The organism is Sphingomonas sp. S-NIH.Pt15_0812, from assembly GCF_003951315.1.
Classification (GTDB): Bacteria; Pseudomonadota; Alphaproteobacteria; order Sphingomonadales; family Sphingomonadaceae; genus Sphingomonas.
In genome coordinates this window covers 1-13,075 of record NZ_QLJH01000003.1, presented here as the reverse complement: position 1 = coordinate 13,075, position 13,075 = coordinate 1, and the positions used below count along the sequence as shown (strand labels likewise).

Below are 13,075 nucleotides of genomic sequence, written 5' to 3'. Positions count from 1 at the left end.
AAGCTCCGGGAACAGGGAAGTCGCGCCGGGAACCTTATATCATCGGCGTCCGCCGTCCAGCGGGATCGGGCCGGTCGCCGACATTCGCCGCGCCGTGCGGCGCCGCCCGCGGCGCGACACGGGGAGGGGCAATCGTCGCATTTCGAACGTTGGGCGATCGATTGGAGAGCGCGATGCCCGATTGGTCGGCGATGTTTAAGCCGGAGCTGTCGCTGTTGGAGGTGATGGCGCGCGGCACGATCATGTACCTGTTCCTGTTCCTCGTCATGCGCTTCCTGCTCAAGCGCGAGGGCGGTCAGGTGAACATCGCCGACATTCTGGTCGTCGTCGCGGTCGTCGATGGCGCTCAGCCCGCGTTCAGCGGCGACGCGCAGTCGATCACCGAAAGCGCGGTGTTCGTCCTGACGATCCTGTTCTGGAGCTGGCTGCTCAACTGGGCCAGCTTCCGGTTCAAGCGATTCGCCTTTCTGACGGCGGCCCCGCCCATGATCCTGTTCGAGGACGGCCGGCTGCAGTGGAAGAACATGCGCAAAGCGCTGATGAGCCGCGAGGAGCTGATGCAGCAGCTGCGAGAGGAGGGCGGCGTTGACGATCTCAGCCAGGTCGAGCGCATCGTCATGGAAGGAGATGGCGAGGTGAGCGTCATCAAGAAGCAGGATGCCGCCTAGGTTTGACCACGCGGGCGTGGGCACTCCATCTCGCGAAGGGGCCCGCACGACGGATGCGCGCCCCTCCCCAAAGCCCGGTCAGCCCTTGTGCTTCGACCCCTTGCGGTCGGACGACTTGCCGCTCGACTGCGCATAGAGCACCGCCGCCGCGACGGCGGCCGAGCCGATGCCGACGCCCAGGCCGATCTTGGCGAGCGGCCAGTTGCGCGCCTTGGCGGCGACCGTTTCGGCGGCGGCCTCGGCCTGCGCCTTCACCTCGGCGGCGGCGGCGAGGATTTCGTTGGGCTGGTCGGTCGTGTCGGTCATGCGGTCTCTCCTTTGGCGGCGCCGTCGTACAGCGCACGGAAATCGGTCGCGAAACGGGTCAGCCGGCCCTCGGCGATCGCCGCGCGCAGATCGGCCATCAGCGTTTCATAGAACCAGATATTATGCTCGGTCATCAGCATCGCGCCCAATATCTCGCCCGAACGCACGAGATGGTGGATATAGGCCCGGCTCCAGGTCGCGCAGACCGGGCAGGAGCAGGTCGGGTCGAGCGGCCCCTGGTCCTCGCCGTGGCGGGCGTTGCGCAGGTTGAGCGGGCCGGTGCGGGTGAAGGCCTGGCCCGTCCGGCCCGAGCGCGTCGGCATCACGCAGTCGAACATGTCGATGCCGCGCTCCACCGCGCCGACGATATCGGTCGGCTTGCCGACGCCCATCAGGTAGCGCGGCTTGTCAGCGGGCAGCTGGTTCGGCGCGAAGTCGAGACAGCCGAACATCGCCTCCTGCCCCTCGCCGACCGCCAGGCCGCCGACCGCATAGCCGTCGAAGCCGATCTCGATCAGCGCATCGGCCGACGCCTTGCGCAATCCCTCGTCCAGCGCGCCCTGCTGGATGCCGAAAATGGCATTGTGTTCGGCATGGTCGCCGCCGCCGTCGAACGCGTCGCGCGACCGCTTCGCCCAGCGCATCGAGCGTTCCATCGCCGCCGCCTGCACCTCGCGCGTCGAGGTGGTCGGCACCAGTTCGTCGAACGCCATGACGATGTTGGAGCCGAGCAGCCGCTGGATCTCGATCGACCGCTCGGGGCTGAGCAGGTGGCGCGTGCCGTCGAGATGCGACTTGAAGGCGACGCCTTCTTCGGACCGCTTGGTCAGGTCGGCGAGGCTCATCACCTGATAGCCGCCGCTGTCGGTCAGGATCGGCTTGTCCCAGCCCATGAAGCCGTGCAGCCCGCCCAGCCGGTGGACCCGCTCCGCCCCCGGCCGTAGCATCAGGTGATAGGTGTTGCCGAGCAATATGTCCGCGCCCGAGGCGGCGACGTCGGCGGGCTTCATCGCCTTGACGGTGGCGGCGGTGCCGACCGGCATGAAGGCGGGGGTGCGGATCGTGCCGCGCTCCATCGCGATGGCGCCGGTACGCGCGCGGCCATCGGTGGTGGCAATCGTGAAGGTGAACCGGCTCATCGGCGGTCGCGCCGCTCCTTGCGAGGGCCCCGCGCGGCGGGGTCTGGGACGGGGCCGTTGGCATCGGCCGCGGTGGTGCGGATCGTCAGCAGCTCGGCGCGGCTGAGCGCGCCGTCTGTGTTGCGGTCGAACCGGGTGAACAGGCGCGAGAAATGCGCCTGGAGCTCGTCGAGCGAGACCTGGTTGTCGCCGTCGCGATCGACGTCGAAGGGGCTGGGCAGCGCGTTGCGATCGCCCAGATAGCGCTCCGCCCAGTCGGCGAAGGGAAAGTAGCGGAGCTGCCCGGTCTGGCCCGTGTCGAACGCCGCGAAGCTGCGCGCGACGCAGTCCTGCATCTCGTTGCGGGTCGTCTCGGCATCGCCGTCCGCGTCGCAGGCGGCCAGGAACATGCCGACCGGCTCGACCACCAGGGTCGCGGGCGTCTGGCCGAACGCCTTGCCCGGCGCGGTGACGCGGATCTCGGGCGCGTCCTGGGGCGGGGGGCTGGGAAGGGACGCCGGGGCCTGGAGCAGCAGGGCGAGGAACAGCATGGCGGACCCTTCAGGGAATCAGCAGCGACGCGTCGCCATAGGAATAGAAGCGATAGCCCTGCGCGATGGCATGGGCATAGGCGGCCTGCATCCGCTCGCGCCCCATCAGCGCCGAGACCAGCATGAACAGCGTCGAGCGCGGCAGGTGGAAATTGGTCATCAGCCCGTCGATCGCGCGGAAGCGATAGCCGGGGGTGATGAAGATCGCGGTATCGCCGGCAAAGGGCGCGATCACGCCGTCTTCCCGGCACGCACTCTCCAGCAGGCGGAGCGAGGTGGTGCCGACCGCGATCACCCGGCCGCCCTTCGCGCGCACCGCGTTCAGCCGATCGGCGACGGCGGCGTCGATCCGGCCCCATTCGGCATGCATCTTGTGATCGGCCGTGTCCTCGGCCTTCACCGGCAGGAAGGTGCCCGCCCCGACATGCAGCGTCAGCGTCTCATGCCCGATCTCCGCCGCCGTCAGCGCGTCCAGCAGCCGGGGCGTGAAGTGCAGCGCCGCGGTGGGCGCGGCGACCGCGCCCGGATCGGCGGCGAACATGGTCTGGTAATCCTCGGCGTCGCGCGCCTCGATCCCGCGCTTGGCGGCGATATAGGGGGGCAGCGGCATCCGCCCGGCGCGCTCCAGCAGCAGCTCGACCGGCTCGTCGCCGGCGAAGTCGAGCAGCCAGCTGCCATCCTCGCCGCGCGCCGTGCTGGTCGCCTCGACGCCCGCGCCGAAGTCGATCCGGTCGCCGTCGCGCAGCCGCTTCGCCCCCTTGACGAAGGCGCGCCAGCGGCGCGGCCCCTCGCGCTTGTGGAGCGTGGCGGCGATGCGGGCCTCGCCGCGCCGACCCTCCAGCTGCGCCGGGATCACGCGCGTGTCGTTGAAGACCAGGCAGTCGCCGGCACGCAGCGCCTGCGGCAGGTCGCCGACCGAGCGATCGAGCGTCGCCTCGCCGTCGAGCACCAGCATCCGCGCCGTGTCGCGCGGGGCGGCGGGGTGCAGCGCGATCCGCTCGGGCGGCAGCGCGAAATCGAACAGGTCGACGTTCAACGGGCGGGCGCAGCCTTGCGGGGGGCCGTGGCGGGCGCGCGCTTCGGCAGCGCCTTGCCGGCGGGGGCGCCGGCGCCGGGACCGGTGCCGGGCAGCGTCACCGGCGCGCCGAGCGCGGCGGGGGCGGGCGGCGGCGCGGGGACATAGGCCGGCGGATTGTCGGCGGCGATATAGGCATGGACGATGCGGCTCGGATTCTGCGGCGGCTCGCCCCGTTCGATCGCGTCGACATATTGCATCCCGTCGATCACCCGGCCGAACACCGTGTACTTCTTGTCGAGCGCGAGACGCGGCTGGAAGACGATGAAGAACTGGCTGTTGGCGCTGTCGTTATCGTCGGCGCGGGCCGCCGACACCGCGCCGCGCACGTGCGGCAGGTAATTGAACTCCGCCTTCACATTGGGCAGCGTCGACCCACCGGTGCCGTCGCCCTTGGGGTCGCCGCCCTGCGCCATGAAGCCGTCGATCACCCGGTGAAAGGTGAGGCCGTCATAGAAATGCTGGCGGGTCAGCGTCTTGATCCGCTCCACCATGTTCGGCGCGACATCGGGCCGCAGCCAGATGGTGACCCGGCCACCGGTCGACAGGTCGAGCAGCCAGAGATTCTGCGTGTCGGTGATCGCAGGCGGTGCCACGCGCGTCGTGGCGGCAGGAGCATCCTGCGCCAGGGCGGGAGCGGCGAGGCAGGCGGCGAACGCAAACAGACCGGCGAAAAGGCGCATGGACATCCACTCTTGGGTAATCGGCGCGGGCTGTAGAGCAATTGCCGGCTTGCGCCAAACTGAACATCGCCGTGCCCACGGGCTGTAAAATGCCGCCCTAGCCGGCGAGGGCGGCCAAAATGCGGCATCGTGTGGCCTGATCGTGCCCCTGCGGAGGCCGGAACCCATGGTTGCACGCACCATCAGGCGTTCCTTGCCCGGCCCTGGGCTCCGGCACATCCTAACCGATCAGCAACCCCGCCAGCGCCGCCGACATCAGGTTGGCGAGGCTCCCCGCCGCCAGCGCGCGCAGGCCGAGCCGGGCGATCATCGGCCGCTGGTTGGGGGCCAGGCTGCCCGTCACCGCCATCTGGATCGCGATCGAGGAGAAGTTGGCGAAGCCGCACAGCGCGAAGGTGATGACCGCGACGGTGCGCGGCGACAGCAGCGCCGCCTGCTTGCCGAGATCGATATAGGCGACGAACTCGTTCAGCACGATCTTTTCGCCGAACAGGCCGCCGGCGATCCCCGCCTCGTTCCACGGCACGTTGAGCAGCACCATCACCGGCTGGAAGACATAGCCGAGCAGCGCCTGGAAGCTGAGGCCGGGCAGGCCGATCAGCCCGCCGAGACTGCCGAGCAGGCCGTTGGCGAGCGCGACCAGCGCGACGAAGGCGAGCACCATCGCGCCCACCGCCACCGCCAGCCGCACGCCGGTCTGCGCACCCTGCGCCGCCGCCATGATCAGGTTGGCGGGCTTTTCCTCGTCATGCGTCGCCTCGGGCAGGGGCTCGCCGGGGATCGCCTCGCTGGGCAAGGAGGCGGGGCCCGCGCCGCTCATCCGGGTCTCGGCGAGTTCGATCTGGCGCGTCTCGTCGGGCAGGTCGCCCAGCGGCAGCTCGCCCTCGGGCGCGACGCTGCGGTCGGGCATGATGATCTTGGCCATCAGGATGCCGCCCGGCGCGGCCATGAAGCTGGCCGCCAGCAGATATTCGATGCGGATGCCCATCGAGGCATAGGCCGCCAGGATCGTGCCCGCCACGCCCGCCATGCCGCTGGTCATCACCGTGAACAGCTGCGGCGGCGTCAGGCCGGCCAGATAGGGGCGGATGACGAGCGGCGATTCGCTCTGGCCGACGAAGATGTTCGCCGCCGCGCACAGCGATTCGACCTTGGAGGTGCCGACCACCCACTCGATCGCGCCGCCGACCCAGCGGACGATCAGCTGCATCACCCCCAGATAATAGAGGATCGACACCAGGCTGGCGAAGAAGATGATGACCGGCAGCGCCGCGATCGCGAAGCTCTGTCCCCCCACTGCCGGGTTGGCGAGGTTGCCGAACAGGAACTCCGTGCCGCGCTGCGAATAGCCGAGCAGCGCCGCGACGCCGCCCGATGCGGTCGCCAGCGCCGCGCGGCCCGGTCCCCAATAGAGCACCACCACCGCGATCAGGGCCTGGAGCGCGAAGGCGGAGCCCACCACGCGCAGCCGGATTGCGCGCCGGTCGGTCGACAGCAGCACGGCGATTCCCAGGATCACGGCGATGCCCGCGATCCCGATCAACAGTCGTTCCATCAGCGCAAAGCTCCGCAGACCATTGCGCCGTCCCATCCGAAAGCCACGCCGTCATTCCTTCTTGCGCGGGCACACCGCGCCCGCATCCCATCCCCGGAACCGCGGGGGTTCCGCCCATCCGGCGGTTCAAATCATAATTTCGGCACGGAGAACAGCCGATTGTGCAGGCGCGGCCGGTTCGCTAGCACTCCGCGATGGACTCCGCCCCCACTCACACCCGTTCCCCAATTCCCGCGGAACGCGGCGTATCCCGTTCGCTGTTCGCCTTTTCGGTCTTCTATGGCGGCATGGTGTGCATCGCCGGCGTGCTCGGCAACAAGCAGGTGGCGCTGGGGCCGCTGGCGGTGGAGGCGGGCATCTTCGCCTTCCTGCTGCTGGTCGTCACCTCCAGCGCGGTCGCCGAACTGCATGGCCGCCACACCGCCAACCGGCTGGTGCAGGTCGGCTTCGTGCCGCTGATCGTCTCCGTCCTCCTGTCGCTGGTGGTTCATGCGCTGCCCGCCTCGCCGGAGATGCAGCCGGTCAACCGCGACGCGATCCAGCTGATCCTGGGCGGCACCTGGCGCATCTGGCTGGGCGGCATCGTCGGCTATGGCATCTCGCAGACGCTGAACGTCACCATCTTCTCCTGGCTGAAGGGGCGCGAGGGTTCGACCCTGTTGTGGCTGCGCGCCGGCCTGGCCAGCATGTTGAGCCAGGTGGTCGACACGCTGTTGTTCGTCACCATCGCCTTTGCCGGCGTCTTCCCGATCGGCGAGCTGCTGCTGGGCCAGATGCTGGCCAAGGTGGTGCTGTCGGGCGTGCTGGTGCCGCCGGCCATCTATCTGTTCGTGGCGCTGGGCAAGCGGCTGGACCGCGCCTGACCATCGGCGCGGTTCGGGGGTCTGGCCTAGCAACCCGCGCGACCCTATAGGCGCGCGCATGACCTATCACCGCCCCGACTCCGCCCTGCTCGCCAAGGCGGAAACGCTGACCGAGGCGCTGCCCTATCTGCAGCGTTATGCCGGCAAGACCTTCGTGGTGAAATATGGCGGCCACGCCATGGGCGACCCCGAATTGCAGCGCGATTTCGCCGAGGATGTCGTGCTGCTGAAGCAGGTCGGCATCAACCCGGTGGTGGTGCATGGCGGCGGCCCGCAGATCGGGTCGATGCTCAAGCGGCTGGGCGTCGAATCGCAGTTCGTCAACGGCCTTCGCGTGACCGACGCGGAAACCGCCAAGATCGCCGAGATGGTCCTGGCCGGATCGATCAACAAGGATATCGTCGGCTGGATCGGCCAGGCGGGCGGCCGCGCGGTCGGCCTGTCGGGCAAGGATGCCGGGCTGGTGCTGGCGGAGAAGGTCGGCGTCCGCGATCCCGATCCGCTCCAGGGCATCGAGCGGCATGTCGACCTGGGCTTTGTCGGCGAGCCGGTGGCGGTCGACCGCCGCATCCTCGACACGCTGTCGGCGGCCGACATCATTCCGGTCGTTGCCCCGGTCGGCATCGGCGCGGATGGCCAGACGTACAACATCAACGCCGATACCATGGCCGGCGCGATCGCCTCGGCGATGGGGGCGTCGCGCTTCTTCCTCCTTACCGACGTGGCCGGCGTGCTCGACAAGGGGGGCGACCTGATGAGCGACCTGTCGCCCGCCGACGTACTGCGCCTGCAACAGGACGGCACCATCACCGGCGGCATGATCCCCAAGGTGCAGACCTGCGTCGCGGCGGTGCAGTCGGGCGTCGATGCGGCGGTGATCCTGGACGGGCGCATCCCGCACGCGATGCTGCTCGAAATCTTTACCCGTCAGGGTGCAGGAACGCTGGTCAGCGCCAGGGGGCGCTGAGGCCGGCGGGGCGGGAAGGAGGCCCAAGGGGTTCTTTCCGGGCCGCGGGCTTCCTATAGATCAGGTCTAGCCACCGGAGTTCCTGCCTTGCTTGCTGTCCTTCAGATCGTCCAGTTGCTGCTCAACCTCCTATGGTGGGTGATCGTCATCCAGGCGATCCTGTCGTGGCTGATCGCGTTCAACATCATCAACACCTATAACGACTTCGTCCGGTCGGTGTGGAACGCGCTGCAGCGCATCACCGAGCCGCTCTATCGCCCGATCCGCCGCATCCTGCCCGATTTCGGCGCGCTCGACCTGTCGCCGCTGATCGTGCTGCTGCTGATCTACATCCTGTCGAGCATCGTGCTGCCCAATATCGCGGCCAGCTATGTCTACGGCCCGACCGTCTGATCCGGCCGGCGGGATGACCGGGCGCCCGTGGCGCGCGGCGAAGGACGGATTGCTGGTGTCGGTCCGGGTCACGCCGCGCGGCGGGCGCGATGCCTGGGGGGTGGGGGCGCCCGAGCATTTCGCCGTCCGCGTCGCCACCGCGCCGACCGATGGCTCCGCCAACGACGCGGTTCGTGCCCTGGCCGCCCGGCATTTCGCGGTGGCGCGCGGCGCGGTGACGATCCACAGCGGCGAGACGGCGCGGGTCAAACGGCTGCACGTCGCCGGCGACCCGCAGATGCTGGCGGAACGCGCGGCGGCGCTTTATGAGGCGGCGCCATGACCGCTAGCATCATCGACGGCAAGGCCGTGGCCGCCACCCTGCGTTCCCAAGTGGCAGAGGGAGTCGCCACGTTCCAGGCGCAGACCGGCCGTGCGCCGGGGCTCGCCGTGGTGCTGGTCGGCGAGGATGCGGCGTCCTCCGTCTATGTCCGCTCCAAGGGCAAGGCGACGGTCGCGGCCGGCATGGTCAGCGTCGAGCATCGCCTGCCCGCCGATGCCGAACAGGCGGCGCTGATGGCGCTGGTGGCCGAGCTGAACGCCGATCCGGCGATCGACGGCATCCTCGTCCAGCTGCCGCTGCCGCCGCAGATGGACGCGCAGGCGGTGATTGCCGCGATCGACCCGAACAAGGACGTCGACGGCTTCCACCCCGCCAATGCCGGGCGGCTGGCGACCGGCCTGCCGGCGCTGGTGCCGTGCACGCCGCTCGGCTGCCTGATGCTGCTCAAGTCGGTCCATCCCAGCCTGTCCGGCCTGGACGCGGTGGTGGTCGGCCGCTCCAACATCGTCGGCAAGCCGATGGCGCAATTGCTGCTCGGCGAAAGCTGCACGGTGACGATCGCGCACAGCCGCACCCGCGACCTGCCCGCCCGGCTGCGCGCCGCCGATATCGTCGTCGCGGCGGTCGGCATCCCGCGGATGATCCGGGGCGACTGGATCAAGCCGGGGGCGACCGTGATCGATGTCGGCATCAACCGGACCGAGACCGGGCTGGTCGGCGATGTCGACTTCGCCGGTGCCGTGGCGGTCGCGGGCGCGATCACGCCGGTGCCGGGCGGGGTGGGGCCGATGACCATCGCCTGCCTGCTCCGCAACACGCTGGAGGCCGCCTGCCGCCGCGACGGCGTGGCCTTCCCGCTGTGAGCCGCCTTGGCCTGGCCGGGGCGCGGGCGGCATGATCGAGCTGTTCGTCTCGTCGCTCATCACCTTCTTCGTGGTGATCGATCCGCCGGGCTGCGCGCCCATCTATGCCGGCCTGTCGGCGGGCGCGACCGCGACCGTGAAGCGGGCGATGGCGGTGCGCGCGGTCGGCGTGGCGTCGCTGATCCTGTTCGTCTTCGCGCTGTTCGGCGAGGCGCTGTTGCGGGGCCTGGGCATCAGCCTGTCGAGCTTCCGCATCGCCGGCGGCATCATGCTGTTCCTGATCGCGTTGGAAATGGTGTTCGAGAAGCGCACCCAGCGCCGCGAGGATCGCGCCGCCAAGGTGGTGGCCGATCACGAGGTCGAGGATGTCTCGATCTTCCCCATGGCGATGCCGATGATCGCGGGGCCGGGCTCGATCGCCTCGGTCATGCTGCTGATGGGCCGCAACGAGGGGCTGGAGCGGTCGCTGGTGGTGCTCGCCGCGATGGCGACGATCCTGCTGCTGACGCTGGTCGCGCTGCTCGCCGCCGGCCCGATCATGCGGGTGCTGGGTGCGAAGATCGAAGCGGTCATCACCCGTCTGCTCGGCGTCCTGCTGGCGGCGCTCGCCGTGCAGTTCGTGATCGACGGGATCACCGTCACGTTGCGCGGGTAGACATTTCCGACCCGCGCGCACCACCCCGGCGCAGGCGGGGGTGGTGCATGGCGGCGGCGGATCAGGAGATCCGGAACATCCGATAGGGCGAACCCTTGACCAGCGGCACCGGCGTCAGCCAGTCGAACGTCGCGCCATGCGCCAGCCGGTCGTAGAAGCCGCCGGGATTGCGCGCGCGATAGATGGTCGCCTCGGCCATGTTCGGGCAGACCAGCAACATCGTCGCGCCATGCCGCTTCATGATCGCCCGCGCCGCCGCCGGGCCGCGGCCAAAGGCGTGCTGCACGTCCAGGATCGCGTCGCCATTGCGATGATAGGGGCCTGCGATGGCGTCGTGATGGGTGATGGTGATGAGGCGCGGGCCCAGGTCGACGAAGGTGAAGACGGTCGCCGCCGGCATCCGGTTCAGCGTCAGCAGGCGCGAGGTCCGCATGCATTCGCCCGTCGCTGCGTTGACGCGGCGCGTATAGGCGCTCGGCCGGTCGATCGGCAGCCACTTGACCGCCAGCCCGGCGAACATGCCGGTCAGCACCACGAACGCCGCCACCGGCCCGCCGACCCGCACCAGCGGCGAGCGGTGGTTGAGGAGCCAGGGCAGGATCATCGCCGCCAGCGCCACCGCGCCCGGCACCGCCAGCATCTGCGCCGCCGGTCCCGCGCGCGCCTGCCAGGCGAGCATCGCGACCGCGAAGCTGGTGAACAGCGCCACTGCGGTCCAGCCCACCGCGCTCGGCTGGCGACGCGCCCGCCAGGCGGCGACCAGTGCGCCGATCAGCCCGATCAGCGGCAGCGTCGCGATCGGGAAGGCGACGCGGAACGGGTGCTTGTAGAGCGGCTTGGCTTCCCGGACATTGTCCAGCCAGGTCCGCGCCAGTTCGGGGCTGACCTGCTCGGGCCGCCCCAGGCATTGCGGGAAGAGGAGCGCGAAGCCGATCGCGATCACCGCGCCCGCCGCCACCGCCATCCCCAGCCGGACCGCCAGCGATCGCGGCGACCACAGCGCCATCGCCAGCAGCAGCGCGCCGGCCACCACCAGCACGCTCAGCCATACCGGGGTCAAGGCGTCGCAGCGCATCACGCGATTGGCATAGGACGCGAAGAGCAGGAAGCCGAGCCCGCCGCCGCCGCCCAGCGTCAGCGCATAGACGGCCAGCCGCTTCGCCTCGCCGGGCGTCCAGATCCAGCGTAGCGTGATGATCGCACCGGCCATGGCGGCATAGGGCAGCATCTCCAGCCCGATCGACAGCGACACCGCGCTTGCCAGTCCGACCTGCAACCCGCCCCGCCCCTGGCGCGAGTCGCTCAGCCCGGCCACGGTCACCGCCAGACAGGCAAGCTGCCAGTTATGATGGTCGATCCGCTCCGGCATGAACATCAGCATCGTCGCGCCGCAACTCGACACCAGCACGATCAGCGCCAACGGCCAGGCAACCGGCGCGACCAGGCGGCGGGCCGTGGCGGCCAGCGCCAGCATCACCACCGACAGCGGCAGCAGCGGGGCAAGGCCGCATGCCAGCCGCTCCGCCCAGCTTGGCGACACGAACAGGCGGAAGAACAGGATCAGCCCGGCGATCGGCAGGTCGACGATGCGGCTCCAATGGATGTCGAAGCCGGCGGGTGGGTTCATCCGATACTGGCGCAGGTCGTACCAGCCCTGGCCATCCAGCCAGGCGCGGACCTGCATCAGCCGCATATTGTCGTCGGTATCGCCGAGCGACAGCCAGCGGATCGCGGTCCAGCGCTCATGCAGGAACCAGGCGGCGACCGCCAGCCAGGCGATCAGGACCAGCGCGACCCAGCGCTGCTCCACATCGCGGCGCAATCCCGTCGAACCGGTTGCGATCACCTATCCGTCCTTCCCTGACGCCGCGCGAGCGGCAAAGCCGAGCGCTTAGTGGCGGCGCACGCCACCGGCAATGGGGCAGGGCCGGCCCGTGAATCGCCCGGCCATGATGATCATCGGTTTCCGCGCCGGAGGGCACGCGCCAATGGCAAGAAGGTTTCTCATGACATGGGTTAGCCCGGTTTGATCTTCTGTGCCGAATTTGAGCAAGGCCATGGAACCATTTGGAATTTACGAATTATTCAGAAACTTCTACATCTGAAACTCCATTAGGGCAGCGTTGCACCGACGACGACCGGGGGGTCCGGAGAGGCTCGGGGGCACCGCATGAAAGGGGTTGTCATGATCAAGAAATTCGCCGTTGCCGCGGCCGTGCTGACGGCTGTCGCATCGCCGGCCTATGCCGTGTCCTTCACCACCCAGCTCGGCAGCACGGCGACCTTCGCCGCGCCGGCTGGTGGGACGGTGGTCGACTTCAACAACGGCACGACCGTGCCCACCGGCTTCACGCTGACCGGCTCGGGCTATATCGTCAGCAATGCCGATTCCGCCTCGACCGGCGCGCGCCCGGCATTCAGCGATGGCTCGGCCTATCTGTCGGTCCTGGGTGGCGGCGCCGCCACGTTGCGGAGCACCGCCATGGGCTATCAGTCGATCAGCCTGTTCCTGGGTTCGATCGATGCGTTCAACACCATCCGCGTGCTGAGCACGACCGGTGCGGTGCTCGCCACCTATACCGGTTCGCAGTTCGTCGTCCCCGCCAATGGCAACCAGGACGTGCCGCGCACCAACCGCCGCATCACCTTCCTTGCGGGCGCCGGTGAGTCGCTGGGTGGCCTGACGCTCAGCAGCGGCACCAACTCGCTCGAGACCGACAACATCGTGTTCAGCGTTCCCGAGCCGTCGACCTGGGCACTGATGCTGGTCGGGTTCGGCATGGTCGGTGGCGCGGCGCGCTATCGCCGTCGCAAGACCGCCGCCAGCTTCGCCTGAAGCACGGCCTCGATTGATCGCGTGGCGGGCGTCGCGTGATCGATGGGGCGCGAAAGTCGTCGTTCCCTTCGGGGAGCGGCGGCTTTCGCGCATCTAGAGCGGGATGACGTGGGGCTGAATCGATGGGGATTTCCATGGAGGCGCTGATCTGATTCAAGGGCAGGCTGGCGGAGGAGGCCGGTCTGCATGGCGAAGCCGTATTCGATGGACTTGCGCGACA

Annotated in this window: 15 protein-coding genes; 8 read left to right on the top strand and 7 right to left on the bottom strand. The window is 69.2% G+C overall.

Going from position 1 to position 13,075, the window contains the following annotated elements; all coding sequences use genetic code 11:
• The first annotated feature begins 191 nt into the window (after window positions 1–191).
• Complete coding sequence (locus BRX43_RS02540; protein ID WP_164523501.1) at window positions 192–668, top strand: YetF domain-containing protein; 477 nt, start codon at window positions 192–194, stop codon at window positions 666–668.
• 78 nt (window positions 669–746) lie between these two features.
• On the opposite strand, the gene BRX43_RS02535 is transcribed toward BRX43_RS02540, so the two are convergent.
• From BRX43_RS02535 to BRX43_RS02510, 6 genes are all read right to left on the bottom strand, one after another.
• Window positions 747–974: a hypothetical protein gene (locus BRX43_RS02535; RefSeq protein WP_125993272.1), complete on the bottom strand. Its 228-nt coding sequence runs from the start codon at window positions 972–974 to the stop codon at window positions 747–749.
• Window positions 971–2,113, bottom strand: a complete 1,143-nt coding sequence (gene tgt / locus BRX43_RS02530) for a tRNA guanosine(34) transglycosylase Tgt (protein ID WP_125993271.1) — start codon at window positions 2,111–2,113, stop codon at window positions 971–973. Before tgt ends, BRX43_RS02535 begins: the two co-directional genes overlap by 4 nt.
• Window positions 2,110–2,643 (bottom strand): EF-hand domain-containing protein, encoded by a 534-nt coding sequence (locus BRX43_RS02525; RefSeq protein ID WP_206433073.1) that lies wholly within the window; start codon window positions 2,641–2,643, stop codon window positions 2,110–2,112. The genes tgt and BRX43_RS02525 overlap by 4 nt, the downstream gene beginning before the upstream one ends.
• A 10-nt stretch (window positions 2,644–2,653) precedes the next feature.
• On the bottom strand, window positions 2,654–3,679 hold the full coding sequence (gene queA, locus BRX43_RS02520; protein WP_125993270.1) for a tRNA preQ1(34) S-adenosylmethionine ribosyltransferase-isomerase QueA: 1,026 nt from the start codon (window positions 3,677–3,679) through the stop codon (window positions 2,654–2,656).
• Complete coding sequence (locus BRX43_RS02515) at window positions 3,676–4,401, bottom strand: peptidylprolyl isomerase (protein WP_125993460.1); 726 nt, start codon at window positions 4,399–4,401, stop codon at window positions 3,676–3,678. Before BRX43_RS02515 ends, queA begins: the two co-directional genes overlap by 4 nt.
• A gap of 220 nt (window positions 4,402–4,621) precedes the next feature.
• On the bottom strand, window positions 4,622–5,956 hold the full coding sequence (locus BRX43_RS02510; RefSeq protein ID WP_125993269.1) for a nucleoside transporter C-terminal domain-containing protein: 1,335 nt from the start codon (window positions 5,954–5,956) through the stop codon (window positions 4,622–4,624).
• A 194-nt stretch (window positions 5,957–6,150) separates the two neighbouring features.
• Between BRX43_RS02510 and BRX43_RS02505 the strand changes: the two genes are divergently transcribed.
• The 6 genes from BRX43_RS02505 to BRX43_RS02480 all read left to right on the top strand — a co-directional run bounded on the left by BRX43_RS02505 (window position 6,151) and on the right by BRX43_RS02480 (window position 10,019).
• Window positions 6,151–6,819, top strand: a complete 669-nt coding sequence (locus tag BRX43_RS02505) for a queuosine precursor transporter (RefSeq protein WP_125993268.1) — start codon at window positions 6,151–6,153, stop codon at window positions 6,817–6,819.
• 58 nt (window positions 6,820–6,877) lie between these two features.
• Window positions 6,878–7,786 (top strand): acetylglutamate kinase, encoded by a 909-nt coding sequence (argB, locus tag BRX43_RS02500; RefSeq protein WP_125993267.1) that lies wholly within the window; start codon window positions 6,878–6,880, stop codon window positions 7,784–7,786.
• A gap of 87 nt (window positions 7,787–7,873) precedes the next feature.
• Window positions 7,874–8,179: a YggT family protein gene (locus BRX43_RS02495; RefSeq protein WP_125993266.1), complete on the top strand. Its 306-nt coding sequence runs from the start codon at window positions 7,874–7,876 to the stop codon at window positions 8,177–8,179.
• Window positions 8,180–8,192: 13 nt separating this feature from the next.
• Window positions 8,193–8,501: a DUF167 family protein gene (locus tag BRX43_RS02490; RefSeq protein ID WP_125993265.1), complete on the top strand. Its 309-nt coding sequence runs from the start codon at window positions 8,193–8,195 to the stop codon at window positions 8,499–8,501.
• Window positions 8,498–9,364, top strand: coding sequence for a bifunctional methylenetetrahydrofolate dehydrogenase/methenyltetrahydrofolate cyclohydrolase FolD (gene folD, locus BRX43_RS02485; protein ID WP_125993264.1), 867 nt, complete (start codon window positions 8,498–8,500; stop codon window positions 9,362–9,364). Before BRX43_RS02490 ends, folD begins: the two co-directional genes overlap by 4 nt.
• A gap of 31 nt (window positions 9,365–9,395) precedes the next feature.
• Window positions 9,396–10,019: a MarC family protein gene (locus BRX43_RS02480; RefSeq protein ID WP_125993263.1), complete on the top strand. Its 624-nt coding sequence runs from the start codon at window positions 9,396–9,398 to the stop codon at window positions 10,017–10,019.
• A gap of 61 nt (window positions 10,020–10,080) precedes the next feature.
• Here BRX43_RS02480 and BRX43_RS02475 read toward each other — a convergent pair whose 3' ends face one another.
• Window positions 10,081–11,865, bottom strand: a complete 1,785-nt coding sequence (locus BRX43_RS02475) for an AcrB/AcrD/AcrF family protein (protein ID WP_241214722.1) — start codon at window positions 11,863–11,865, stop codon at window positions 10,081–10,083.
• A 339-nt stretch (window positions 11,866–12,204) separates the two neighbouring features.
• Here BRX43_RS02475 and BRX43_RS20710 point away from each other — a divergent pair, with 339 nt between their 5' ends.
• Window positions 12,205–12,855 carry a PEPxxWA-CTERM sorting domain-containing protein gene (locus tag BRX43_RS20710; protein WP_164523500.1) on the top strand — a complete coding sequence of 217 codons (651 nt, stop codon included), beginning with the start codon at window positions 12,205–12,207 and terminating at the stop codon, window positions 12,853–12,855.
• Window positions 12,856–13,075 lie beyond the last annotated feature (220 nt).

Excerpts from the sequence above, each read along its gene's own strand:
- BRX43_RS02540 (WP_164523501.1), top strand. The coding sequence starts at position 192 with ATGTTTAAGCCGGAGCTGTCGCTGTTGGAGGTGATGGCGCGCGGCACG.
- BRX43_RS02535 (WP_125993272.1), bottom strand. The coding sequence starts at position 974 with ATGACCGACACGACCGACCAGCCCAACGAAATCCTCGCCGCCGCCGCC.
- tgt (WP_125993271.1), bottom strand. The coding sequence starts at position 2,113 with ATGAGCCGGTTCACCTTCACGATTGCCACCACCGATGGCCGCGCGCGT.
- BRX43_RS02525 (WP_206433073.1), bottom strand. The coding sequence starts at position 2,643 with ATGCTGTTCCTCGCCCTGCTGCTCCAGGCCCCGGCGTCCCTTCCCAGC.
- BRX43_RS02515 (WP_125993460.1), bottom strand. The coding sequence starts at position 4,401 with ATGCGCCTTTTCGCCGGTCTGTTTGCGTTCGCCGCCTGCCTCGCCGCT.
- BRX43_RS02510 (WP_125993269.1), bottom strand. The coding sequence starts at position 5,956 with ATGGAACGACTGTTGATCGGGATCGCGGGCATCGCCGTGATCCTGGGA.
- BRX43_RS02505 (WP_125993268.1), top strand. The coding sequence starts at position 6,151 with ATGGACTCCGCCCCCACTCACACCCGTTCCCCAATTCCCGCGGAACGC.
- argB (WP_125993267.1), top strand. The coding sequence starts at position 6,878 with ATGACCTATCACCGCCCCGACTCCGCCCTGCTCGCCAAGGCGGAAACG.
- BRX43_RS02490 (WP_125993265.1), top strand. The coding sequence starts at position 8,193 with ATGACCGGGCGCCCGTGGCGCGCGGCGAAGGACGGATTGCTGGTGTCG.
- folD (WP_125993264.1), top strand. The coding sequence starts at position 8,498 with ATGACCGCTAGCATCATCGACGGCAAGGCCGTGGCCGCCACCCTGCGT.
- BRX43_RS02480 (WP_125993263.1), top strand. The coding sequence starts at position 9,396 with ATGATCGAGCTGTTCGTCTCGTCGCTCATCACCTTCTTCGTGGTGATC.
- BRX43_RS20710 (WP_164523500.1), top strand. The coding sequence starts at position 12,205 with ATGATCAAGAAATTCGCCGTTGCCGCGGCCGTGCTGACGGCTGTCGCA.